Source organism: Schlesneria sphaerica (assembly GCF_044336245.1).
GTDB lineage: Bacteria > Planctomycetota > Planctomycetia > Planctomycetales > Planctomycetaceae > Schlesneria > Schlesneria sphaerica.
In genome coordinates this window covers 6530522-6555174 of the sequence record NZ_CP172346.1, presented here as the reverse complement: position 1 = coordinate 6555174, position 24653 = coordinate 6530522, and the positions used below count along the sequence as shown (strand labels likewise).

General features: G+C 57.5%; 17 protein-coding genes. 11 read left to right on the top strand and 6 right to left on the bottom strand.

Features of this window, described 5'->3' with window-relative positions; translation table 11 throughout:
• Window positions 1-48 precede the first annotated feature (48 nt).
• Complete coding sequence (locus ACGY09_RS23540) at window positions 49-3645, bottom strand: FtsX-like permease family protein (protein ID WP_397569666.1); 3597 nt, start codon at window positions 3643-3645, stop codon at window positions 49-51.
• 386 nt (window positions 3646-4031) lie between these two features.
• Between ACGY09_RS23540 and ACGY09_RS23535 the strand changes: the two genes are divergently transcribed.
• The 4 genes from ACGY09_RS23535 (at window position 4032) to ACGY09_RS23520 (ending at window position 8845) form a co-directional block, all read left to right on the top strand.
• Window positions 4032-6629: a DEAD/DEAH box helicase gene (locus ACGY09_RS23535; RefSeq protein ID WP_397569665.1), complete on the top strand. Its 2598-nt coding sequence runs from the start codon at window positions 4032-4034 to the stop codon at window positions 6627-6629.
• A 123-nt stretch (window positions 6630-6752) separates the two neighbouring features.
• Window positions 6753-7232 carry a hypothetical protein gene (locus ACGY09_RS23530; RefSeq protein ID WP_397569664.1) on the top strand — a complete coding sequence of 160 codons (480 nt, stop codon included), beginning with the start codon at window positions 6753-6755 and terminating at the stop codon, window positions 7230-7232.
• Window positions 7233-7313: 81 nt separating this feature from the next.
• Window positions 7314-7937, top strand: a complete 624-nt coding sequence (nadD, locus tag ACGY09_RS23525) for a nicotinate-nucleotide adenylyltransferase (protein ID WP_397569663.1) — start codon at window positions 7314-7316, stop codon at window positions 7935-7937.
• On the top strand, window positions 7934-8845 hold the full coding sequence (locus tag ACGY09_RS23520; RefSeq protein ID WP_397569662.1) for a M48 family metallopeptidase: 912 nt from the start codon (window positions 7934-7936) through the stop codon (window positions 8843-8845). Before nadD ends, ACGY09_RS23520 begins: the two co-directional genes overlap by 4 nt.
• 118 nt (window positions 8846-8963) lie before the next feature.
• Here the strand turns inward: ACGY09_RS23520 and cysE are convergent, their stop codons facing one another.
• The 4 genes from cysE to ACGY09_RS23500 all read right to left on the bottom strand — a co-directional run bounded on the left by cysE (window position 8964) and on the right by ACGY09_RS23500 (window position 12034).
• Complete coding sequence (gene cysE / locus ACGY09_RS23515) at window positions 8964-9878, bottom strand: serine O-acetyltransferase (protein WP_397569661.1); 915 nt, start codon at window positions 9876-9878, stop codon at window positions 8964-8966.
• 71 nt (window positions 9879-9949) lie between these two features.
• Window positions 9950-10153, bottom strand: a complete 204-nt coding sequence (locus ACGY09_RS23510) for a DUF2292 domain-containing protein (RefSeq protein ID WP_397569660.1) — start codon at window positions 10151-10153, stop codon at window positions 9950-9952.
• 75 nt (window positions 10154-10228) lie between these two features.
• Entirely contained in the window at window positions 10229-10582 is a 354-nt protein-coding gene (locus ACGY09_RS23505) for a BON domain-containing protein (RefSeq protein ID WP_373652535.1), read from the bottom strand.
• A 759-nt stretch (window positions 10583-11341) separates the two neighbouring features.
• Window positions 11342-12034, bottom strand: a complete 693-nt coding sequence (locus ACGY09_RS23500; RefSeq protein ID WP_397569659.1) for a hypothetical protein — start codon at window positions 12032-12034, stop codon at window positions 11342-11344.
• A gap of 178 nt (window positions 12035-12212) precedes the next feature.
• Between ACGY09_RS23500 and ACGY09_RS23495 the strand changes: the two genes are divergently transcribed.
• The 7 genes from ACGY09_RS23495 (at window position 12213) to ACGY09_RS23465 (ending at window position 23350) form a co-directional block, all read left to right on the top strand.
• Window positions 12213-13748 (top strand): hypothetical protein, encoded by a 1536-nt coding sequence (locus tag ACGY09_RS23495; protein WP_397569658.1) that lies wholly within the window; start codon window positions 12213-12215, stop codon window positions 13746-13748.
• Window positions 13749-14142: 394 nt separating this feature from the next.
• The gene (gene cysK / locus ACGY09_RS23490) at window positions 14143-15078 is read left to right on the top strand and encodes a cysteine synthase A (RefSeq protein WP_397569657.1); all 936 of its coding nucleotides are present in this window, start codon (window positions 14143-14145) and stop codon (window positions 15076-15078) included.
• Window positions 15079-15317: 239 nt separating this feature from the next.
• The gene (locus tag ACGY09_RS23485) at window positions 15318-16781 is read left to right on the top strand and encodes a family 2B encapsulin nanocompartment shell protein (RefSeq protein WP_373652539.1); all 1464 of its coding nucleotides are present in this window, start codon (window positions 15318-15320) and stop codon (window positions 16779-16781) included.
• A gap of 174 nt (window positions 16782-16955) precedes the next feature.
• The gene (locus ACGY09_RS23480; protein ID WP_373652540.1) at window positions 16956-18395 is read left to right on the top strand and encodes a family 2B encapsulin nanocompartment shell protein; all 1440 of its coding nucleotides are present in this window, start codon (window positions 16956-16958) and stop codon (window positions 18393-18395) included.
• Between the two features lie 54 nt (window positions 18396-18449).
• Window positions 18450-20624 (top strand): SufS family cysteine desulfurase, encoded by a 2175-nt coding sequence (locus ACGY09_RS23475; RefSeq protein WP_397569656.1) that lies wholly within the window; start codon window positions 18450-18452, stop codon window positions 20622-20624.
• A 261-nt stretch (window positions 20625-20885) separates the two neighbouring features.
• A complete protein-coding gene (trxA, locus tag ACGY09_RS23470; protein ID WP_373652542.1) occupies window positions 20886-21212 on the top strand; it encodes a thioredoxin in 327 nt (108 codons plus the stop codon).
• 218 nt (window positions 21213-21430) lie between these two features.
• Window positions 21431-23350 carry a hypothetical protein gene (locus ACGY09_RS23465; RefSeq protein ID WP_397569655.1) on the top strand — a complete coding sequence of 640 codons (1920 nt, stop codon included), beginning with the start codon at window positions 21431-21433 and terminating at the stop codon, window positions 23348-23350.
• A 5-nt stretch (window positions 23351-23355) separates the two neighbouring features.
• On the opposite strand, the gene ACGY09_RS23460 is transcribed toward ACGY09_RS23465, so the two are convergent.
• A complete protein-coding gene (locus ACGY09_RS23460) occupies window positions 23356-24588 on the bottom strand; it encodes an AI-2E family transporter (protein WP_397569654.1) in 1233 nt (410 codons plus the stop codon).
• Window positions 24589-24653: the final 65 nt, after the last annotated feature.

Sequence of the window (24653 nt, the reverse complement as noted above, 5' to 3'; positions counted from 1 at the left end):
CCTCGGGGATCAGCGTGCCCCAATCACCGCTTTCCTGTTTCCCGACTCCTACTCGCCTCGTAAGGTTGCAACGATCGGTAGTCGGATGGCCGATCGGACAGCGAAGGCCGCCGCCATCATCCCGGTTGCAAACACGATCAGCAGCAGGATTGAGATGGAACCTGCGGGCAGCCCGCCTCCGCGACTCACCAGATTCGGGGCGGTCGCCAATAGTGCGGATCCCGCACCGGCAAGCAGGCCCCACAGCAGAATAAACGCATTCTCCCAGAGCACAAGCATCGCGACACCGCGCTGGCGGAAGCCCACGGCACGCAGAAGCGACAGTTCTTTCTGCCGCTCCAGCACGTTCCGCAACATGACTGTCGCAAGTCCAAATGTTCCCAGGAACAGGCCTAACCCTCCGAGAGTCTGAAACGTCGACAGATACGTATTCTGCACAGATAGGAACCGGGCAAGCCGTTCAGCCACGGGTTCCGTATCGAACCCGTATTCCGCCAGTTCGGTTTCGAGGAGCGCCGCAGCCGCTTCCGCCTGTTGGGGTGGGACTTCGATCAGGAAGTATCGAAAGCCTTTCTGCTCGGGATACAGCTTCAGAAAATTCTCCTCCGACATGACCAGGACTCCCTGGAAAATGCTGTCCTGAAACATCCCCTTCACGATCAACTGGTGCTGCGGATGATCTTCATCGGGAACAGCGATGGCGGCTCCCATCCCCTTATGGAGTGAAAACATCAAGGTGTTCAAATCACCCAGGACCGGGATGTTGGGAACGCTCAATCCGTTTCGGACTGTGGCCCCTGTTTCCTCCCCCTTCGGCGAACTCTCCGCAGACACGGGCACGGTCGACGGGGCTAATGATTCATTGAGTGCGCTCCAGGACCCCATCGCGAACGCGAAGCGGCCTTCGTCGATCATCGATTGAGGAACTCCCAGAATTGTGGGGACCTTCGTCTGGTAAAGGTTCAGGCAACTCGCATCTTCGCCCGGCTTGACCCGAAACGGGACTACATGCATCGCCGCCAGTGCGCTCGCACCCGGAGAACTTTCCGGTGGATTGAGTTGCAGTTTCTGACGCCCCTCGGGCGTATTGATATCGTAGAGCAGGGGACTGCTCGATTCCGCGACGAGTGTGTATCCCCCGTTACCAGAAGACTTCACCGGCAATTCATTTGTCGGATCTCGACGGAATGCCGCCACGGTGATAATCAGAAAGGTGGCCGTTGCAATCATGCCAGCCGTCATCACCGTTCGACTGCGTTGACGGGCCGCATTCCTCAGCCCGAGACGTCCGAGAGCCATGGATCCGGTCCCACGCACGCCGTTGCCTTCGTCACTCTGCAGTCGCGATGACAAGAACGACAACGAGGCGGTCAGCAAGAGGATCCCAATTCCGAAGAAAGCCGCCGGAGCGGGCAAGACCCCCACTGCGGCACAGGCCATCAGCAAGCCCGCCAGTCCCGTGCAGATGATGGCTCGCCTCATCACTCGCTGAGCGCGCTTTCGCTGCGCCACGACGTCAATGTCCTTTTCTGTCACCCCTGCAAGTTGCTCACGAAGGCTCAATGGTTTGAGCTGCCTCAGTGCCCACCAGATTGCCAGGAGTGCAACCCCGATGGCGATCGCAAATCCTGTGAAAAGCGACAGGGGCTGGATTTTGAGGGACAGATATTTTGTTCCAACCGCTTCCACCCACCAGTGCGTCAGTCCGTAGATCATCAGCCTGGCGTACCAGACACCCACCAGCACACCCACCAGCCCCCCGACGAGTGACGTTGCCGATCCTTCGAGCAACATCTGCCTCTGCACCTGTCGGGCCGAGAAGCCGACTGCCCCCAGCAACCCCAGGTCCCGAACCCGCTGCTCGATTCCCAGTCGGAAGAGCAGGCCGATCAAAATCATGGCCGCGATGATCAGAAACAGGCTGAACCCGACGAACAAACCCGAGAAATCCGTCGCCCCACTCGCCGCGGCAAGGCCAATCGCCTTCAGTGGCTGGAAGGCCAAACCGACTTCCACGGGCTCGATTTTCGAAAGCAACTTCTCCGTGAACTGCTCGTGTGTACGCTGGGTGGCGTCCTTCCTTTCCGACTCCGGAACGGATTCGCGAGGTGCTAGACGAAGTGACGTCAGCGATCCGTAGCGACTGGGCCAGAGTGTCTGAGCCGTCTTGAGCGGCATGAAGAGCTTCGGCGTGGCACGGTAGCTGTCCCAGTATTCGTCGTCGCGAGGTGTCACCGCGTCGAGATCCATCGGGAAAGGCTGGTCCCAATCCGCCAGCGAAGCGACGTCCGTAATTCCCTTCACGATGGGGGTCAGAGTTCGGTCGATCGCGGCACCGGTCATGGCCACGATGCCGCGCACGGTCACCGTTCGTTCCAGTTCCGGCAGTTCACCTCTTGACCCGATGGTGTGGTAGGTGAAATGAATGGTGTCTCCGACTTTGGCCTGAAGATCAGTGGCCAGAAACTCGTTCAGAATGACATCCCCCTCACCCCACTGAGTCGGTTTCTCCCCGATGAATTCGAAACCGGAGAAGGGTGTGCCATCAAGATCGAGGACATCGAGTCCCGCGACGGCCGAGTACATCGAGTAGCCCGGTCTTTTTCCCGGGACGTAGACACTTGGGTTCCATAGCTTGTTGGCGAGGTAGACCATGACGGGCGATGTGGCCAGATTCAGCTCGGCCGCAGCGGTCTCCGCCGCCTCCACCAGTTTGTCCTCCAGAATCATCTGTTCCGAGTCGAGAACAACGCCGCCAAACTGTTCATTGTCGATCACCCGCAGACTTAAGTCCGCAAGAGTCCATGTCTGTTCAAGCGATCGCTGCAATCGCTCCCCGTGCGCACGTGGATCAGATCCCGTCGTTGTCAGGTCCTGGTTGAACAGTGTGTTCACACGCGCGGGCTTGCCTGTCGGATCGCGACGGGAGGGCTTCACCTCTTCCAACCCTAGTCGTTCCTGGAGCACATGCAAATCAACGAAGGCGTTCAGGGGTAATGCCTGAGTCGGAAGAAGTCCCAGTCGGGCTGCCCCGGTCGTCTCGGGTGCGATCGCGCTGACCTTCAGCGTAATCTCCTGAGAGTCGTTGTCCTTCTTCCCGAGCAGAGTGTCACGCGGTACCGCGCTGGGTATCTCGATCCACAGTGTCACCTCGTCACCAATTTTTGCTCCGACCGCTTCCGCCGCTCGAGCGTTCAATACAATTCCGTCCCCTTGCGGTGGATCAAGCCTGTCACCTTCCACGTTGACGAGCGACCACGCTCGATCATCAAACCCGTAAACGTTGACCTGTCCGGCACGGCGTACGGTGTCGTCCCGCTTCGACTGCAGTCCGGCTCGCATGACAATCGCAGGGGCAATCGGCCCGACCGCGTCTGCAGTCTGATCCTTAGCCGATGCGGGACTTTTCGTGAGTTCATCTGCCAGATTCTCACGGACGAATCTCGGACCAGTCAGGGCAAAGTCAATTTTGCCGAGCCGTTCCAGGGTCATTTGTCGGAGGCTCCACCGGACGGAATCGCCGACGATCAGCGCCCCGGTGATCACGGCGGTTCCCGCCACCACACCGAACATGACGGCCAGGTTGGTACGCCAGAAGTGACGTAAGGTTTGAAGGATGAAACGAGTCGAATTCAATTGGGTCAATTCACCGGTTCCATGTTCGTCGGGGAGTTTTCATCTGAGCGAACCCATGCCGCTCGGTCCATCGCAGCCGCCGCTGTTCGTTTTCGTTGAAGATGCACAGTCATCTTCTCATAAGCGGCCAGCACAGGCGAGAGAACCGAACGAATTCGTCACGGTGATGCAACGACGCGTTCCGTCAGCCCGATCCCTGTCTCATCCGTCGTGTTTAAGATCGAGGTAACGAAAGTCGATGAGAGTCAGCAAGTGCAGGGGAGTGATCGCACTGCATTTCCCCAGCGGCAGTCCCTTCCACAATGTGCCATCCCGCTTGCACGACGATTCGTCCGGCTCAGAATTACTGCGTATGGTATGGCACACTTTTGGGCGGAAATGGCTATGATACTGGTATGAATACCCCGCCCCCCGGAACGATTTCTCGCGACGAACTGGCTCTCCGCTATCTCGATTCGCTGCCTTACGTCCCCTATCCCGTTCAGGAAGAAGCCCTGCTGGCCTGGTTTGAGTCCACGCAGGGAGTCATGGTCTGTGCCCCCACGGGAACCGGTAAGACCCTGATCGCTGAAGCCGCCGCCTTCGAGGCGCTCCACACCGGTCAGACGATTTACTACACCACGCCTCTGATCGCGCTGACAGACCAGAAGTTTTCCGAGTTGCAAGACTCGGCCGAACGTTGGGGGTTCCGTCGAGATCAGGTGGGACTTGTGACGGGAAACCGACGAGTTAACCCACAGGCGAACGTGCTGGTCGTCGTCGCAGAAATCCTGTTGAACCGCCTGCTGACTTCGCACTGGGCCGCTCATGAAGAGGCGGCCGCGGAAAAAGTCCGGCAGATCGCTGCGGAACACCTGAAGGCGGAATCGGCCAAGCACCATGCCGGGGGGCTTCATTCCTACAAGGATCTGATCGGGTGGGATGACGAACTGGTTGAAGAACTGGCGGAAGAAGAGGCCAGCCCATCCGGACCCGCGACCCCGTTGGCGCTGGACTTTGACCGCGTCTCGGCCGTTGTCATGGATGAATTCCACAATTTCTCCGATCCCGAACGCGGGATCGTCTGGGAATTCTCGCTGGCATTGCTCCCCAAGCACGTTCGCCTGATGTTGTTGTCGGCAACGATCGGGAATTCTGCCAAGTTCATCTCGTGGTGCAGCCGAGCGCACGATCGTCCACTCGAACTGGTGCAGAGCACGGATCGCCGGATTCCGCTGCAGTTTCACTGGATTAGTGATGCGCTGCTGACGGACCACCTGGAGGACATGGCAGCAGGTGATGAAGTCCAGCGAAAGACCCCGGCACTTGTCTTCTGCTTCAACCGGGACGAATGCTGGAATGTGGCGGAGGAATTGAAAGGCAAGTCGATGCTGGCGAGTGGTCAGCAGAAAAAGCTGGTCGCCGCGCTGGAAAAGTACGAATGGAAACAGGGGGTCGGCCCCAAACTGAAGCAACTGCTGATGCGCGGTGTTGGCGTTCATCATGCCGGTCTGCTGCCAAAATATAAAAAGATCGTCGAAGACCTCTTCCAGCAGAAACTGCTTACGATCTGTGTCTGTACGGAAACGCTGGCAGCGGGAATCAATCTTCCTGCCCGCTCGGTCGTCCTCCCCTCATTGATGAAGGGGAAGCCCGGTGATCTGAAGTTGATCGATGCAAGTTCCGCACATCAGATTTTTGGTCGTGCAGGACGCCCTCAGTACGACACGGAAGGTCACGTCTTCGCCCTGGCGCATGAAGACGACGTCCGCATTCTTCGGTGGCGCGAACAATATGATTCGATCCCGGAAGACACCAAAGATTTCGGGCTGCTCAAGGCCAAAAAAGCACTCAAAAAGAAGATGCCGACGCGGAATCCCAACCGGCAGTACTGGAACGAACAGCAATTCGAGAAGCTCCGTTTCGCGACGCCCGGCGATCTCGTCAGTCGGGGTCCGCTCCCCTGGCGCCTGCTGGCTTATATGCTTCAACTCTCACCCGAAGTCGATCGTCTGCGACGTCTGGTCCAGAAGCGATTGATGGAGCCAAAGCAACTGGAAGCCGCCGAAAAACATCTGGAACGCATGCTGATCTCGCTGCACGCAGGTGATTTCGTCAAGCTCACCCCGGAACCTCCCGCACCTCCCAGCCCGACTCAACCGACCACCCCCAACGCGGCGGCCGCTGCGGCGGCCCCGGTAGAGGAAGAAACCCGCAAATCAACGTGGCTGTCGAAGCACTTGCAGAAGTCGGTGGACGCCAAACACGAAGCCAAAACGGGTAAGAAAATCGACCGGGCCGCGGAAGAACGGGAAAAGAACCGTTACCGACCGCAACTCGCGGAGCCGACCGAACGCCTGGAACAACTCTTCGCATTTCGCAGCCTGAATCCGGTCTATGGGATGTTTCTGCTGGAACATCTCGGCCTGGCTGACTGGACCGAGCGAATGCTCATATTTGAAAGCGTCCTGGAACTTCCCCGCGCGCTGATCCGCCATGTTCGCGTTCCGCCTCCGTTCCGACTGCCCCCGGGTCCGCTCGCCCTGGAACGACTGGATATGGAGATCGTTCAAAGAGGGCTGCTCCCCGCGTCGGACCTTTATCCCGAGTTTGATCCGGATATCCCCCCGGAAGAACGAAAGTATGCACCGACGCTCGCCGACAAACTGCGCATGCTGTTCGACTCGGAATATCCCGACGTCACCGATGTCAGTGTTCAGCCAGTTATGGTCGCGACTGAGTTGCTGCTGAACTGGAACGGCAATTTCTTCAACTTCGTCTCCAGCCGCGATCTCGGCCGCCAGGAAGGGTTGATCTTCCGCCATTTGCTCCGAATGGTCCTGTTGCTGGACGAATTCCGGCAGGTGACGCCCGTAGGAGTCGACCCTGTGGAATGGCAGAACGAACTTGCTGAAACGGCCGAGCGATTGACCGCCTGTTGCCGCTCCGTTGATCCGACCTGGACCGATTCGATGCTCGCCCAGCAGGACAATGCCGATTTCATCGAGCGTTAGACTCTGCTTGCCAATTGAGGCTGGCAAAACAGGAAAACCCGTTATCATGATCTCGTAGTGATGCAGTGATCCGGCGGCATCCGCCCCTTCGATCCCGATTCTCCTGTGACAGGAATGGCAGACATGACGAATAGTAACGACCTCCCCAACTCCACGGATTCGCCATCAATTCCCACCTCCGCCAAGTGCAACCAATGCTGCCCGGGGGTGATGAAGGCAGTGCTGTATACTCCGGTCATTCTGTTCGCCGGGGCACTCGGGGCGGTCGCGATGTTCCCGGATCTGGCAGACTATGGATATCCGCTGATCGGAAAGCCCTCCCAGACGGGATTCACCGGTGAATCCGCCTGCTGTGCCGGTGACTCATACACCTGCCCGGTTCCTGCCGCAGGCTGTTCGTCACAAGGGATCTCGCTGGAACTCATCAGTGCTCCCGACGGAGCCTGCTGTCCCACTGGTCGTTCCTTTGCTTTCCCCGCCCGCCCCCAAGCCAGCAGCGAAACGGCGACATCCGAAACCGCCGCGACGGCCACCGAAGAATCGGCCCCCGCTGATGCGGACACTCCATTAAATTCGACTGATGAGACCTCGCTTTCGAACTGATGCAGTGTTGTCGCACTCGTACCGCGGACGAACCCGTCCGCGGTCCGTCGTCGTATTCGTAGATTCACAGGTGGATGCCCGATGCGGCTGGGGATTTATGGTGGGACGTTTGATCCCATTCACTACGCACATCTCGTGCTGGCAGAACAATGCCGCGAGCAGTGCCGATTGGACGAAGTTTGGTTTGTGCCTGCGGCGCTACCTCCCCACAAGCTGACCAGTAACATCTCGTCCGCCCGGGCCCGCTTTGACATGATCGAGCTGGCCATCGCAGGTCACCCTGAGTTCCGCATCAGCCGGATCGAACTGGACCGCGTCGGTCCCTCGTTCACCGTCACCACGCTGGAACAACTGAAGTCTCAGGACGCATCGCGCGATCTGTTCCTGCTGATCGGGGCCGATTCACTGAATGACCTCCCACAGTGGCGCGAACCGCGTCGCATCCTCGAACTGGCGACCGTTGTCGCCGTAAATCGCGGGGATCGACCGCTGCCCGGGACCCAGGCGCTTCGGCAGGCAGTCGGACCCATCGTCGATGAACGGGTCACCTTCGTTTCGATGCCCGGATCTGATCTCTCTTCGACCGAAATCCGCAAACGGGTACGGGAAGGGCAGAGCATCCGATATCTGGTGCCCCGCGCCGTCGAAATGTATATCCGTGAAAATCACTTGTATGAAGACAGTGAAAAGGACGCATCAGCATGAGTTTCGGAGGCCCCCGTTACACCCGGCGATCTGCACGAGGCAACGACCTGCAGATTGGCCTTCTGGTCCGCATGATCCCGATTATTTTCGGCGTCTGCGCTGTGGGATTCACCATGGTCCGGGGTTGCCAGCAGGGCCCCTTCGGTCGTGTCCAGGTGGTAGCGATGAATCCCGCTCAGGAAGCGAAACTGGGTCTCCAGGCTTTCCGCGAAGTCCTCAGTGACGCTCAGGTCGTCAGACAGGGGCCTGCAGCCAGTAAAGTTCGCGAGATCGCCGAACGCCTGATCGAAGCGACCAGCAATGAGTCCTTCCAGAAACTGGTGGGCACGCCGATCCCGGATTTCGATTGGCAACTTGAAGTGGTCCATGATCGTCAGGTCAACGCCTTTTGCCTGCCGGGGGGTAAGATCGTGGTCTACACGGCCATTCTGCCCGTTGCCGAAACGGATGCGGGGCTCGCAACGGTCGTCGGCCATGAAATTGCCCATGCGCTGGCTCATCATGGCGCCGAGCGAATGGCCCAGCAGCAAATGGTTCAGATTGGCCTGGTCTCGGCGAGTGCCTCGATGGGAGACATGGATGCTTCCCGGCGGCAACAGCTTCTTTCCGTACTTAATGCCGGAGCCAAGTTCGGCATCCTCAGCTACAGCCGAAAACATGAATCGGAAGCAGATCACATGGGTCTGCTGCTGATGGCCGCAGCGGGCTATGATCCGAAGGAATCGATTCGATTCTGGGAACGGATGACGGCTACAACCGGGGGAGGGCAGGCACCGCCGGAATTCATGTCGACTCACCCCAACCATCAGACACGAATTCGAGACCTGACCCGCTGGATGCCCGAGGCCGAGGCGCTGTATCAACGCAGCCCGCTGAAATCACGGACCGAAGTTCTTCCCGAACACTGAATCGGTCGCAGACGGGTCCCTTTCGAACAAACAGACAGGAACGCTGCGCACGCCTCAAGAGGGCTGAGCGGTCCGCACGACTTAACGCAGGGGCGCCCGACCGAAAACCTGGCGCGATTCAGATTCCGCTGCCATCCTCAAAGTGATGTGGAAACTGCTGGTCCATATCGAGAGCTGGCATCTTGGGACTGTTTCTCGCAACGATTCGGGCGGGAACGCCCGCTGCCGTGCAGTGCGGGGGAACCGAATCAAGGACGACGCTTCCCGCCCCGATCTTGGCTCCTGCGCCAATCTCGACGTTCCCCAGGATCTTGGCTCCCGCTCCGATCAGTACCCCCTGACGAACTTTCGGGTGTCGGTCGCCCGACTGCTTCCCCGTTCCCCCCAGCGTCACTTCGTGCAGAATCGAGACATTGTCTTCGATCACCGACGTTTCCCCCACCACGATCCCCGTCGCATGGTCCATGAGAATGCCCGAACCGATGCGGGCCGCCGGATGGATGTCGACAGCGAAGACCTCTGAGATGCGGCTCTGCAGGAAGGCCGCCAGAAATTGACCGTCGTGATTCCAGTGCCAGTTCGCAACGCGATAAGCCTGTAGCGCCTGAAACCCTTTGAAGAACACAAAAGGTGCCAGGTACCCCTTGGCAACAGGGTCCCGATCCACAATCGCCTGGAGATCGTTACGGATCGCAAGACGAATGGCGGCACTGGATTGATACGCCACCATCAGCAGTGATTGGATGCGATCCTTGCCGACAGATTCGGTCGCCAGCTTTGCACACAGAATGCTCGAGAGAGCCTGTTCGAGATGAGTAGACTGAAGGACGGTCTCGTTAAGAAACGCGCACAAGCAGGAACCACGCCGCTCTTCGTCGCGCGCCTCGCGACAGATGGAATCCCAGACTGCATCTGCAGAGTGATAAGATGGAAGGGGACCCTCGTCACTGGAATCAACACTGTTTCGATCTGGTACCCGCAAAGAAAGACCATCCGCCATTTCGACCGGCGGCTGAACTGTATTCAACGGCATCTGAATCAGGCCTTTCCATCGCGAGCATTCAAATCGGTGGTTCGAATGACTGCAGCTTCCGCTGCAGTCATCTAGTCATTCTGATTTGACTTGAATTGCCGCTTTCTGGCAACTCGTTCGATCTGAACAACGCTGCCATTTCTTACCGTAATGGTAATTTCGCCGAATTGAAGCCCCCGCAGCGCGTGCCGGATATTTTCAGCGACGTTCTCGGGAATCTCATACGTGGACGACAATGGCTGATCGTTAAGGACAAGAGTGGAAGCTGCAGACATCCCGATTCTCCCAAATGGACAAAGGATCTTTTAGTGCGAAAAAACAATTCAAGCGGTCAAACAAGGGGTGACTGTTCACTCATGCGGCAGGTCGAATCTCCTGCAAAAGCCCTCGTCCCCCACCGCGGGAGGTGCTTCCGCCTGCATGTGATACTGCGAATCCAGGCCGTCACGCACTGAATGACCGGCTGAATGGATCCGGATTGACTCCACCACCGTCGATACGCCATCCACCTTTTCTGCGATGCCGATCGCCAGCAGTTTGTCGAAGTACGTGGCAACCTGACCCGACAGTTCGACAATCCCGCAGAACGCCACAGCGTTGACACGTCGAAAGCGAGCGTCGTCGTAGCTCATCAAAGTTTTCGTAACACGGGTTCCGGTCTCAAAATTTGTGACCGACTGATAGAGATGATTTGCTGCAACCATGAATTCACCTGGACTGAACCGCGAGAGCCTGGGACTACTTTCCGTCCAACAGGACGCGGCTAAAGAAAAGAAGTTCGCGGCTCTTCAAGCCGTCGAAGAATCATGAAGAAGGGGATTCGCCGTCCGGTCGACAACAGCGGATCGTCTTCCACGCAGCGCGATTGATGGAATGGCGGCTTTGTAAGGTGAATTGACTCACGCACGAAAGCCGCATCCCCGAGACAGGGGCTGCGAACTTCTCTGTCTGAATTCGTTTCTCCGCAAGCAATGGTGTCATTGGAATCCATCCAGGATCTTGAGCGGCCCCTTGACGGGGACCCTGCCAGAACAACGGAGTTTGCCGGTCACAGTGAAAGATCACTATCTATCACCAATTTAGTGTTGGTTTATTATCGACATTCAAGATCGGAATGTCAAGTCAGCTTGTTGCTAAATTGCGATCCGCTGAAGGAAAGCTGGACTGAGCGAATGTCCGCGCTCGTAAAGAAATTGCACGAAATTACGCCGAAGGAGCGGGGTGAGAGCCGCTGCGGGCCTGTCCCGGCCGCCATTCCGCAGAGCAAAAAGTGAACACAAGTTCACAACTCAGCAAAATTCAATCTCGACCTGACAGGTAATAGTGTGGAAAGAATTGTTGTCGGAGATCCCGGCCAGTGCACGATGCTTCCAAGGCCCCAAATCATTCGCCTAGGGGATTTGACCAGAGATTCGCCGAAGTCAAACGGCGCGGTCCACCCCTAGATTCATTCCGATTCAAACTCAGGTCTTTTCAATACGCACTTCGTCCAGCACCACATAACCTTCTGGCAGGCGACTGCGCCACACGGGATAGTCCTTCTCGGGACGCAGCAGATGAGGGTCCCCCTCCAGTGGTCCCATCGGAGCAATGTCCAGGGGATACAGCACGAGCAGGATATCCGCGTTGACATCCCCCAGCACCGTCTTCAAAGGGGTTCGGCCATAGAAGTCACTGCGATCATGGCGACTTCCCAGGCACGTCCATTGAGATTCGTCGGGCACCGCCGTGATTCGCTGCTCTGACCACTCCTCTGTCACCTTGATCGGCTGCCCGGTCAGAATCCAACCGGTGCAGATGCCGTTATGGATTCCCTGAATCAGCAGGTAAAGCTCAGTGTCGAGTGCGCGCAGTTCTCCCTTCAAACGAAACGTCAACTCGGCATTCGTGAAGTCGGTTCCGAACCCACTTTTGGTAAACTGATTCTCGCCACTCACCTCACGCTGATACTCGCCGGGATGACCACTCGTCAGCAGCATAAAAAGCAAATGCATGTAACCCGCGCCAGGGGGAGCGTGGTTGTAATCAATCCACCAGGGACTGCGTGAAATGACCGTGCTTTGCCCCCGTTCGAGCGCCTTGGGTCCTCGAGCGTTATCGACCCAGCCGAACCACCCACCCGGCCCATGCTCGAACGATTCCACGTAGCTCTTCATGATCTGTGGTTCCCTGGTCATGTCTATCAGAAGGGGATCTGAGACAGGCTCGTTGGCAGTCGATTCGAAACCGTTTAGACTGCTCGATCATCTCTACAACGCGCAGTACGACACGGGCAGGTTATACCAACCGCTCCCGCTGACAGACACCGAACTCATGCCGGGGATCGTGTAAAACATGAAGCAAACCAGCCCGTCATCCCGCCGTTTTCTTGTTGTGCAGTCGATCCTTTTCCTAGCGGCGTTTTGCGGGCCCGTCGATCAGCGTCTATCGCAATCGGCGACAGCCGCTGATCCAATCGCCCTGGGAACACGACGTGAACTGTTCGTCGATCGCCTCCTGATCGAGCGACTGTCGAACGCGCACCTTCAGCTTCACGCGCCGCACGATGAAGGACCTGTGCTTCATTTCGACGCCCGCTGGGAAGGACCTCACGCTGGCTACACGACGATCATTCAGGATCACGCCAAGTTCCGTATGTACTACCGCGGCATCTCGGAACCGGGTCTGGACGGCAGTGAGCACGAACGAACGTGTGTCGCCGAATCCCCTGATGGAATCACCTGGACGAAACCCAAACTGGGCCTGTTCGAATACGCGGGGACGACTGCCAACAATATCGTGCTGGCCAACGTCGCGCCGGTCACACATAACTTCTGTCCCATGCTCGATACACGCCCGGGCGTCCCCCCCGAAGAACGTTACAAGGGGGTGGGAGGAACCGGCAAAGAACTGTTCGCCTACAGTTCGGCCGACGGTTTGAAATGGGTCAAAATCCAGGATGAGCCAATTCTGTCCGGCAAACAGATGCCGTTCCGATTCGACCATCTGTTCGATTCGCAAAACCTCGTCTTCTGGTCCGAGACAGAAAACTGCTATGTCTGTTACTTTCGGGTCTGGGATGGAGTCCGCCGCATAGCCCGTTCAACGAGCGAAGATTTTCGGAACTGGTCGGCAGCCGTCATGATGAAACAGGTTCACGACGATGGGAACTCGATCACCGCCGCCCCGGTTGAGCATCTCTACACCAATCAGACGTCCCCCTATCCACGTGCCCCGCATCTCTACCTGGCAATCGCTGCCCGATTCTTCGAAGGCCGACAGGTACTGAATGAGCAGCAGGCAGCCGCCATCAAGGTCTCGCCCACTTATTTCAACGACACGTCGGACGCTGTCTTCATGTCGTCACGCGGAGGCAACACCTACGACCGGACCTTTCTGGAAGGATTTTTACGCCCCGGCATCGGCCCCCAGAACTGGGTCTCACGAACCAACTATCCTGCGCTGAATCTGGCGCAAACAGGACCGGCAGAACTCTCTTTGTACGTGAATCAGGACTATGCCCAACCGACGTCCCATGTCCGTCGCTACACCCTGCGTCTTGATGGCTTCACCTCCCTCCGAGCGGGCGTCAAACAAGGCGAACTACTGACGAAACCATTGACGTTTTCTGGCGACGAACTCGAAATCAACTTCTCCACATCCGCCGCAGGGGGCCTGTACTTCGAGTTGCAGAACCTGGACGGAACGCCGATCCCAGGCTTCAGTCTTGAGGAATGCCAGGAGCAGATTGGTAATGAACTTGACCGCGTCGTGACATGGAAAGCCGGCACGTCGCTCAAAACCATCGCAGGCAAGCCAGTCCGCATGCGAGTCGCAATGAAAGATGCCGACTTCTTTTCCTTCCGCTTCCGCGATTCGCGCCGGCCGTGAGTGCAGATCTCCTCACTTCCCAGGTGACAGGCCGACGTCTTAACACCGCCCGATCGTGTTGAAAGCCGGCTGACGTGTGAGAGATTCGGCAATCGAAAATCCCCTGGAGTTTCGCCGCCCCGCGCGAGACCTAGGGGTCATCACCCGACTTGACGGGCCACTCGGCGCAAGGCGCCTCCACCGACACTCAAAAAGTCGCACTATCACAGTCGATTTTTCCTTCTTCGAGGCCTCAACTGCGGCATCGATCTGTCAATTATTGCGAAACACCATTGCTTGACAGGGTAAAACACGCCCATTAATATCCCACTCGCACGGTGATATTTCACGTATCGCGTGAGGTGCGATTTTTTCACGACTGGGACATTCCCCATTTGCAAGCAGGGCCGCAAGCATGCCGTTGTTTAAAGACAACTCAGAATCCATCGGTCGTACTCCGCTGATCCGGATCAACCGATTGACGGAAGGACTCGACGTCACGATTCTCGCCAAGATCGAGGGACGGAACCCCGCCTACAGCGTCAAGTGCCGGATCGGTGCTGCGATGATCTGGGAGGCCGAAGCAAGCGGCAAATTGAAGCCGGGCATGCATGTGGTCGAACCGACCAGCGGCAATACGGGAATCGCACTCGCCTTTGTCTGTGCCGCTCGCGGATATCAGCTCACGTTGACGATGCCGGAAACCATGTCGATCGAACGGCGGGCCATGCTGCGCAGCTTCGGGGCGAATCTGCTTTTGACACCCGGTGCCGACGGTATGAAGGGGGCCATCGCCAGGGCCGAAGAACTGTCGACCCAGCCGGGCTGGTATATGCCGCAGCAATTTAAGAATCCCGCCAATCCCGAGATCCATTTCAAAACCACGGGGCCGGAGATCTACGACGACACCACTGGGAAAATCGACTACCTTGTCGCCGGTGTCGGCACGGGGGGAACGATCAGTGGTGTATCCCGCTTTCTGAAGCAACAGAAGCAACTGCCAATTCAATCAATCGCTGTGGAGCCACTGGCCAGTCCTGTCCTCTCGGGGGGCTCGCCCGGTCGACACAAGATTCAGGGGATCGGCGCAGGATTCGTCCCTGACAACTTCGACCGCAGTGTCGTTGACGAGGTGATCCAGGTCACCGATGACGAAGCGATTGAAACCGCCAAGTTGCTGATGAAACGGGAAGGAATCTCGTGCGGCATCAGTTGCGGAGCCGCAATGGCCGCCGCATTGAAGGTCGCAAGACGGCCCGAAGCGGCAGGGAAAACAATCGTGACGATCCTGCCCGACAGCGGTGAACGCTACCTCTCAACGCCGCTGTTCGACAACGATCTGCCGGGCTAAGTGTCCGCGCCTTCCAAGCACAAGGTACCCATTTTGAGTCGGGGAACACGCGGGCATTCCGTCCCGTTTACGCTCAAGTTCGCTTGCTGTACAAATGATTTCGCATTCACCAGCGATTTGAGAACCCGGCTCAGGCTTCATTCAATTTCTGAACTCAAACGCAACGACGCTGACAGATCCTTAAATCGAACATCGCTAAACGGGACTTGGTCAGTATCGCCATTTCGGGAAGGGTTTCCGTGTCCGACAATCTTCTGCAGCGTAGCGTCACGACAGCTGTTGCCAGAAATCTGACAACCACGACCAAGACATCACCCAAGATGATGTCGATCACACCCCGGTGGCTGCTGAGGCTGCTTCCCTGGGTGCAGGTGAACGGCGGGACCTACCGCGTGAACCGGACAAAGGTCGAACTTTCGAAGGCCGAACGAATCGACGTCGATTTTGTCGATGGCGCCGCAACATTCTCTCCTGACGACCTGCGCAAGGTCCCGTTCTTTTCGCATCTGCCCGGCGATATCACGAACCGCATGGCGGGCCGCTTCAAAACGGAAGTCGTGTCGCTCGGTAATGAACTGGTCGTCGAAGGGAAGGACGGAAACAAGTTCTTCATCATCGCTGAAGGGCAGGTCGAGGTCCTCAGCAAAGGAGCACACGGCAGTAATCTGCGGATCGCTCTGCTGACAGAAGGCGAGTTCTTCGGTGACGCCGATCTCGTCTCTGAAAAACAGTCCGACGTCACGATTCGAACACTGACTCCCTGCGTTCTCGTCACGTTCTCACGCAAGGATCTGGATGCCGTTCTGAACGAGTTGCCCAGCGTCAAAGCGGAATTCCAGAAAGCGATCGATAAGCATCTCGTCCTTCGTTCCGCGACGAATCGCTACGGTGAACGAAACATTGATCTCGTTTCCGGATTCGCAGAGAACGTCGAAATTCCAGAGACGTTCGTCGATTATTCGGCCACCCCGCGTGAGTATTCGCTGGCGGCCATCCAGACGATTGTCCGTGTCCATACCCGCGTTTCTGACTTGTACAATGGTCCGTATGACCAGTTGGAAGAGCAGATGCGGCTGACGATCGAAGGGATTAAAGAACGTCAGGAATGGGACCTCATCAACAGCAAGAAATTTGGCCTGTTGCACTCGGTCGATCCCGCCATGCGCATCAGTACCCGGTACGGGGCTCCTACCCCAGACGACCTGGATGAGCTGCTGGCACAAGTCTGGAAAAAGCCAGCGTTCTTCCTGGCACATCCTCGCGCTATTGCGGCCTTCGAACGGGAATGCACGTGGCGAGGTGTTCCACCCGCAACCATGATGCTGTTTGGAACTCCCGTCATCACATGGCGCGGCGTCCCACTGGTTCCCTGCGACAAGCTCGAGATTGGCAAGAGCCGACGCTACCAGACCGATCAACGGTTCGGCACCACCAGTATTCTCCTCCTGCGAGTGGGTGAAGCCGATCAGGGGGTCGTCGGACTGCACCAGACCGGAATTCCGGGCGAGATCATGCCGGGCCTGTCTGCCCGGCTGATGGCCACCGACAGCATGGGAGTCGCGTCCTATCTGCTTTCGCTTTACTCATCCTGTGCTGTCCTGACCGACGACGCCGTCGGCGTCCTCGAAAACGTCGAAGTCGCCTACTACCACGATTATGACCACCGCAGCCCGTCCGGCTTCGAGCACGGCCTGGGGATCTAAGTCCGTCCGCACCGGTCACGCCTCTTTCGAGAGTCAGTCTCGAAAGGTCTTTTCCAACTTTGCTGAGGGTAGGGCGAGGGAATCCGAAACAGCGGCCTGCCCGTAAATCCCAATCCGACTGACCTCATACAGATTTCAATTTCATAGCAGAGACGAACAAAGGAGTTTTGGAGTATGTCGGATAACCTACTGCAGCGCAGCGTGACCACGTCGGTTGCCCGGAACCTGGCAACGACCACGAAGACATCACCCAAGATGATGTCGATCACGCCCCGCTGGATGCTCAGCCTACTTCCGTGGGTGCAGGTCAACGGCGGTACCTTCCGCGTGAACCGAACCAAGGTCGAGCTTTCCAAGGCCGAACGGATCGGTGTCGAACTAAATGGCGACATCGCCTCGTTTCCTCCTGAAGCACTTCGTAGCGTGCCGCTGTTTTCCCGGCTGCCTGATGCGATCATCGCCCGGATGTCGAGTCGATTCAAAACCGAAACCGTCTCACTGGGAAACAAGCTGCTGGTCGAAGGGGAAGATCGCAGCAAGTTCTTCATCATCGCTCAGGGTCAGGTCGAAGTCCTCAGCAAGGGCGTCCATGGCAGCAATCTGCGAATCGCACTGCTGAACGAAGGGGAATTCTTCGGCGAGACCGATCTGGTCTCGGAAAAGCGGTCCGATGTGACCGTGCGGACGATTACTCCCTGCGTGTTGCTGACGTTCTCGCGCAAGGATCTGGACGCAGTTCTGCAGGAACTTCCCAATCTGAATGAAGACTTTCGTAAAGCGATCAAGGAACACCTGGAACTTCGTTCCACCGTCAATCGGTATGGCGAACGAAACATCGATCTGGTGTCCGGGTTTGCCGAAAACATGGAAATCCCCGAGACCTTTGTCGACTATTCGGCCAATCCGCGCGAGTACTCACTCTCGGCCGTGCAGACCATCGTCCGCGTTCATACCCGCGTCTCCGATCTCTACAACGGGCCGTTCGATCAACTTGCCGAACAGATGCGGCTAACGATCGAAGGGATTAAAGAACGTCAGGAATGGGAACTGATCAACAGCACCAAGTTCGGCCTGATCCACTCGGTTGATCCCGCCATGCGAATCAGCACTCGCTACGGTGCACCGACTCCCGACGATCTGGACGAACTGCTGGCGCTCGTCTGGAAAAAGCCCGCCTTCTTCCTGGCTCACCCGAAAGCGATCGCGGCATTTGAACGGGAATGTACCTGGCGCGGTGTCCCACCCGTCACAACACAGTTGTTCGGGACCCCGGTGATTACCTGGCGCGGCGTCCCTCTGGTTCCCTGCGACAAGCTGGAAATGAAGAGTCGCTATCAGTCAAACCAGTGGTTCGGCACGACCAGTATCCTGCTGTTGCGGGTCGGTGAAGCGGATCAGGGTGTGGTGGGTCTGCACCAGGCGGGAATTCCCGGAGAAATCATGCCGAGCCTTTCGGCGCGTCTGATGGGGACCGACAGCCTCGGCGTCGCCTCGTACCTGCTGACTCTATACTTCTCTCTGGCGGTCCTGACCGACGATGCCGTCGGTGTGCTCGAGAACGTCGAAGTGGGTTACTACCACGATTACGACAATCGCAAACCCAAATTGAAGTAAGGTAGAAACAGGTCAGATGCACTGTTTCGGAAACATCGAGCCAAAGGCACAGACATGAACGAAGTCACCCCCGATCTGATTGCCCAGATCGCGACGCAATTATTCAACGGCGTTCCGCAGCCTGACGGAATTCCGAATTCAGCACCGTACGGACCTTCCTTCCCGACCGGAACGCCGCCATACGGGTCCGTCCCGCACGAGTCTGTGCCGTACTCGTCCTTTCCTCAGGAAGCGGTGCCGTTTGCCACCGGACAATACCCCGCAGGGGCTTATCCGGCTGCCGGACAGCATCAGAACGGGTATTCATCAGGATCAGCTGCGACGAACCCGTATGCGTCCGTCCCCAGCGAATCGACGCCGCATCTGTCGACCGCTCATTTTACGACATCGCAAGCGGCGGTCCCTTATGGGTCCGGACCGTTCCTCTCCGGTTCACACCACACCGCCGCCCCCGTCTCGTTGCCCCAGCGTCCCGCTCCTTATTCCTCGGGTTCGCATCTCACCGACGCATTGACTTCGGTGCCCCACTCGACCTCAGCCCCTGGCTACGTGTCGAACACACCTCATAACGGGGGGGGGCCGTTCTCGCCTGAACAGTTCCAGACCGGATCGTCTTACTTCCCGACTTCGAGCCTGCCGGCTCAAGGGGGTATTCCGCATCACCCGGGGATCAGCGCCCGTAGCGATGAGAGGTACGCTCCATCCGATGTGCAGGGGCACGCACCGCACGGCGTTCCCCAGGATTTGCACTCGGTACCAGGACAGTCCGTTACCGGATACAGCGGTGGACTGCATCAGGTTGCTGATATCTCTCCGGACGGACTCCGCAATTTTGTGAACCAGATCCGGAATCCGGTCCCCGAAGTGGACCATGGGTTCTGCCCCGGCTCGCCTGGAATTTCGTTTCTAAAACAGATCCTGACGCCCCCTCAATTGCCTCAGCCCCCCCTCTCGGGAGCCCGGCCGTTTGATCTGCCGTCGATTCGACGTGACTTTCCTGCTTTACATCAGCGAGTTCACGGCAAGCAGCTGGCCTGGTTCGACAACGCGGCGACGACGCAGAAACCTCAGCAGGTGATCGACGCGATCTCGTATTACTACGCTCATGATAATTCGAACATTCACCGTGCCGCCCATTCGCTGGCGGCCCGCTCGACCGATGCATTCGAAGGAGTACGTGATAAGGTCCATCAGTTCCTGGGTGCCGCTTCGTCCAAGGAAATTATCTTTGTGCGTGGAACGACCGAAGGGGTGAACCTGATCGCCCAGACCTACGGACGAAAGTTCCTGCAGCCGGGTGATGAGATCGTGATGTCGATGCTCGAACATCATGCGAACATTGTTCCCTGGCAGATGGTGGCGAAAGAGAAGGGGGCCGTCCTGCGGGTCATCCCGGTGAATGACCGTGGGGAAGTGATTCTGGAAGAGTACCAGGCGCTGCTGGGCCCGAAGACGAAGTTCGTGGCTCTCACGCAGGCGTCAAACAGCCTGGGAACGATACTTCCTGTTGCCGAAATGACGCAGATGGCGAAGCGGTACGGTGCCCGTGTGCTGATTGACGGAGCTCAGTCGGTTTCTCACATTCCCGTGAATGTCCAGGAAATCGGGTGCGACTTCTTCGTCTTTTCGGGACATAAGATTTTCGGCCCCACGGGGATCGGAGCCGTCTACGCCCGGCAGGAGGTGCAGGAGATCATGCCCCCCTGGCAGGGAGGAGGCAACATGATCAAGAATGTGACGTTCGAAGAAACGTCCTATTCGGCCCCCCCCAACAAGTTCGAAGCAGGCACGCCGAATATCGCGGACGTCGTCGGACTGGGGGCCGCTCTCGACTATGTCCAGAGTCTGGGTCTACACAACATCGGGAAGTACGAACATCACCTGCTGCACTACGCCACCGAGCGGTTGCTGCCGATCGACGGCGTGCGCATTGTGGGACAGGCCCGTGAAAAGGTGAGTGTTATCTCTTTTGTGCTGAAGGATTTCCGTACAGAAGAGGTTGGCAAGCTGCTGGATCTGGAAGGAATTGCCGTTCGGGCCGGCCACCACTGCTCACAGCCATCGCTGCGACGCTATGGACTGGACGCGACAGTTCGCCCTTCGTTCGCTTTCTACAACACCACTGAGGAAATTGATCATCTGGTCAGTTCGGTGAAACGGATCAGTTCTCGATCGATCAACTTTTCACAAGGGGCATACGGCACCTACGGAGCGCGACAGCGTCATTAACGACGGAGAGTCCGTTAGCATCGTTAAATTCCGCGACAAAAACCGGGGCCCGAAATTGCCAAGCTGATCCGGGTTTTCAGGCCCCGCCTTGTATTGTAGACGCAACTCCAAAGCGGCTTTTTGCCGAGAATGAAAGAAGTCGGCTACGGGGGGGATGGGCCGCTGAGACGGCCCGCGTATCCAAATTGACCCAATCCGGCATTTGTCTATAATCCCGTGTTCAGAACATTTGCGCGGTTTATTCGATCCGAGAGGAAAATCATGGCAGGCAATGTAGCGGAATTCTCCGATGCAGGATTCCAGTCCGATGTGATCAACAGCAAGGAACCCGTTCTGGTTGACTTCTGGGCTCCCTGGTGCGGTCCCTGCAAAATGCTCGGCCCCACCATCGAAGAACTCGCCAAGGACTATTCCGGCCGTGCCAAGATCGGTAAGGTCAACATCGACGACAATCAGGACGTCGCCAGCGAATACGGCGTCAGCTCGATCCCGACTGTCATCGTGTTCAAAAATGGTCAGATCGTCGATCGATTCGTCGGTGTGACTCCCAAGTCAAGGCTCAGCGCCGCAATCGATAAGCACCTCTAAGAGATTGCTGTCGGATCAACTGGACCAATCCCCAACAGACGGATCGATTGCGGGATTGGCCAGCCGGTTCCGGTCAGCCATTGCCGCCAGCCCCGCTGGCCAGCATGTCTGACCAACGAGCCCGTTTCAGTAGAAAAACTTATCAGTCGCCTCAGTAGTTTGATCGCTTGTGTGGTTGCGTTGTGATGTAACACGCAAGTCTGGGAAAGGATTCCCGTATGAACGAGCGAGTCAAGGATGGTCAGGACCATCTCTCTTTGCGCCGGTCCCCCGACTCGCAACGGCCCGCATTACTTGCGAATGGCCTGCGAATCGATGGCCCCCATATCTCGGCAGCCCCCACGACGACCGTTCGAATCCCTGCTGACGAACCGGATGTTGACGTCATTGAGCATCGAGGGCTCTCGGTACCCGGTGCTCCTGCTTCCGAAACGCCGTCCCGGGCAACAAGCATCGAAGTCGGTGATCTGCCGGGAGTCAGCCAGCTCGCACAGCGACTGCAGCAGCAGATTCAGTCCGAATTGACCGACCTGATGCAGCGGGATAACGAGCTGCGTGAACGGCAGAGTGTCCTCGAAGAGGAACGTCAGCGGCTGCTGCATGAAATCACTGAAGAACGTGCCGAACTCGATGCGCGAAGGGCCCAGCAGGACACCATCGAAGCCTCGTTCGCACAGCGCACGGCCGAACTGGAAGACCGGATCCGCGAGCTGGAATCGGGGCGCGAGTCGCTGCAATTGCTTCAAGTTCAGCTTTACCAGCGTCGGCAGACGATTCATCAGGAAGTTCTCGCAGGACTGAACGGAGAACGGGCACAGATCGAGCAGATTAAGCAGTCTCTCAAGGAAGAAGCGGACCGACTGCAATTGCTGAAGGACGAAGTTGAGCGGGCGCGGGAAGAGTTGAGCGTCGCGAATGCGCGCACCCTGCAAACGGAACGTGAAAACCTGTGGAAGTCTTTAACGACAGAATGGGAACAGCGAAATGAAGCGTTCCAACAGGAAAAAGAGGCGTGGCTGAGAGCCCGCGAACTGGAAAAGAACGAGTTTGACCGTGAAAAGTCTCTGCTCGAAGCGACGGTCCAGAGCGCCAATGCCGAGTTTCTCGCCGCTCGCGAAGCACTCTCAATCGAACTCACAAAAATGCGGCAGCAGCATGCCGAAGCACTTCACGCGGAACGAAGTGAGTTGTTGAATTCGGTTGAGCAACAACAGAAAACGTTGACACTCCAGCAGGAAGAGCTGGCCCGCGAAAGAACACTGGTCGAAAATCGAATTCGCTTCCAGCAGGAACATCTCGATAAGTCACGTGCTGACTTCGAACGTGCCCAGAACGACTATCGTCACGAGCGACAGGTCGAAATGACGCGTCTGGAAGAAACGAGCATGCTGCTGGTGATGCGACTCAGGCAGATCGACCTGTACCGTTCGTCGATCGACGAACGTGAGAAGTCCATCGACCGCGAATACGAGACATTTAATCGAACTCGACAGGCACTCAGCAGTACGGCGGAACTCGACCGCCAAAATTTTCAGGCCGAACGGGACGCCTGGGAACAGGAACGTCAGCTGCAGCAGGCGGAAATCCGACGCCAACTGGACGCCCTGGCCGAGCGCAGTGAAGGGATGGAAAGTCGACGCGCCCGTCTCGACAAACTAAGAGCTGAACTCGAAGAGACCCATCGCGCCACGCTCGAAATGAGACTGGCTGTCGAGGAAGCCTGGGCACAACTGACAGAGGTCGTCAGTCAGGAAGAAGCACGTCAACGCGTCGAACAAGTCCGCGTTTCGCTCTCGGGCTACTATCAGCAGATGTACGAAACCTTGCAGGAGCAGCGTCGCGAACTGCAGGAAACGCAGACGAAGTTCGAGCGCCAGCAGCAGGAATTCGTTCAGGAACGACAGAAGCTCACGGCGTGGTTCGAAGCCCGGGACGAAGAACTGCGGCAGGGTGAAGAACGACTGAAGCAATCCGAACAGGAATCGTCTTCAAGTCAGGCGAACTGGCTGGCGGCCCGAGACCGCTGGTTGATCGAAAAAACTGAGGCTGAACAACTCATTCGTCGACTGCTGGCCTCTTTGGGCGAGAACAATCGAGGCCAGATCGTCGACATCGATACGATTCTTCCTCCTCCCTGATCATCTCACTTGCGACGCTTCGACTTGACGCCGGATCCACCGGAGTGAGATGGGTTCGAAGAGGGTGTCGCCACTACGGGAACCGGGACGGCCGCGTCGATGACCGCTCCGGTTTGCGATGGCAGCGGAGTGGGAGGTTCAGGGTTCGCCTGGCTATTCCCTTGCTGCACGAGTTCCTTCAGCTCGGCATTGAACATGTGAATTAATGCGAACAGGCAGGACGCCACGATGGGGCCGATGAAGATTCCCCACAGTCCAAGTACCTGAAGGGCCCCCACCACGCTCAGAAACGCCAGCAGCGGGTGCAGGTCGGTATCATTCTGTAGAACGTAGATTTTGACGATATTGTCGAGCATGCTGACGATGCAGACACCCCAGAACGTCAACAGCGAAGCAGCCATCCAATTGCCTTGCAGCCCCAGCCAGACTGCACAGGGGACCCATACAATCCAGGCTCCCACCAGCGGTACGACCGACGCGACCGTGGCGACTGCCAGGAAGACCCAGAAATGGCCGATCCCGCAGAAGTTAATCGCGATCGCAGTAGCGAATCCTTGAATTAACGCTGCAAGAAACGTGGCGGTAACGACCGCTCGTACCACGCTCGAGAACCGCTCGCGCAACCGGCGCTGATGATCTGCCGGAACCGGAATCAGTTCCTCTGCGGCTGCAATCAATAACGGCCCGTCGGCAAGGAAATAATAAAGGGCGGTAATAAAAATCCCCGCCGCCACAGTCAAAGATACAAACATTCCCACCGTCGACGAAGCATACTGGAAGGTGCGTCCGGCCAGTTGCCGCGCCAGTGACTGCATGCTCTCGCCAAACTGGCGTTTCCAGGTATCAATACGTTCCTCCGACAAGCCCCCAGGAACGATGGGTTCCAATCGTTCGATGGCCGGAGTGACCGTACGGGTCCACAGCAAATCAAGGCTGCGGTGCCAGTCACCGTCCAGATGCTGCTCTGCCAGCGAATAAAGCTGCACGGCAGAGAAGAACGTCCCAATCACGAGCGGTACCACAACCAGCGCCACCACGGCGCAGGTCGTCAACGCGGCTGCCAGCGAACGGCGTTCACCACACTTACGCTGGAAATACGCCTGCATCGGCTGACAGATGACGGCCAGCACAGCAGCCAGGAACAGTGGGAGGATGAAAGGTGCTATGACATGAAACAGCATTCCGCCCAGTAGCAGGATCAACGCAAACAGCACGGAGAGAGAGATGACCCGGTTCATGCAGACTTTCAGCCCGAGAAAGTGACAAGACGATCGAATGGAACAGTTCCGCAGCGGCTCCCCCT

What these genes read in the sequence shown, in the direction of transcription:
- ACGY09_RS23535 (WP_397569665.1), top strand. Translation starts at nt 4,032, where the DNA reads ATGAATACCCCGCCCCCCGGAACGATTTCTCGCGACGAACTGGCTCTC.
- ACGY09_RS23530 (WP_397569664.1), top strand. Translation starts at nt 6,753, where the DNA reads ATGACGAATAGTAACGACCTCCCCAACTCCACGGATTCGCCATCAATT.
- nadD (WP_397569663.1), top strand. Translation starts at nt 7,314, where the DNA reads ATGCGGCTGGGGATTTATGGTGGGACGTTTGATCCCATTCACTACGCA.
- ACGY09_RS23520 (WP_397569662.1), top strand. Translation starts at nt 7,934, where the DNA reads ATGAGTTTCGGAGGCCCCCGTTACACCCGGCGATCTGCACGAGGCAAC.
- cysE (WP_397569661.1), bottom strand. Translation starts at nt 9,878, where the DNA reads ATGCCGTTGAATACAGTTCAGCCGCCGGTCGAAATGGCGGATGGTCTT.
- ACGY09_RS23510 (WP_397569660.1), bottom strand. Translation starts at nt 10,153, where the DNA reads ATGTCTGCAGCTTCCACTCTTGTCCTTAACGATCAGCCATTGTCGTCC.
- ACGY09_RS23505 (WP_373652535.1), bottom strand. Translation starts at nt 10,582, where the DNA reads ATGGTTGCAGCAAATCATCTCTATCAGTCGGTCACAAATTTTGAGACC.
- ACGY09_RS23500 (WP_397569659.1), bottom strand. Translation starts at nt 12,034, where the DNA reads ATGAAGAGCTACGTGGAATCGTTCGAGCATGGGCCGGGTGGGTGGTTC.
- ACGY09_RS23495 (WP_397569658.1), top strand. Translation starts at nt 12,213, where the DNA reads ATGAAGCAAACCAGCCCGTCATCCCGCCGTTTTCTTGTTGTGCAGTCG.
- cysK (WP_397569657.1), top strand. Translation starts at nt 14,143, where the DNA reads ATGCCGTTGTTTAAAGACAACTCAGAATCCATCGGTCGTACTCCGCTG.
- ACGY09_RS23480 (WP_373652540.1), top strand. Translation starts at nt 16,956, where the DNA reads ATGTCGGATAACCTACTGCAGCGCAGCGTGACCACGTCGGTTGCCCGG.
- ACGY09_RS23475 (WP_397569656.1), top strand. Translation starts at nt 18,450, where the DNA reads ATGAACGAAGTCACCCCCGATCTGATTGCCCAGATCGCGACGCAATTA.
- trxA (WP_373652542.1), top strand. Translation starts at nt 20,886, where the DNA reads ATGGCAGGCAATGTAGCGGAATTCTCCGATGCAGGATTCCAGTCCGAT.
- ACGY09_RS23465 (WP_397569655.1), top strand. Translation starts at nt 21,431, where the DNA reads ATGAACGAGCGAGTCAAGGATGGTCAGGACCATCTCTCTTTGCGCCGG.
- ACGY09_RS23460 (WP_397569654.1), bottom strand. Translation starts at nt 24,588, where the DNA reads ATGAACCGGGTCATCTCTCTCTCCGTGCTGTTTGCGTTGATCCTGCTA.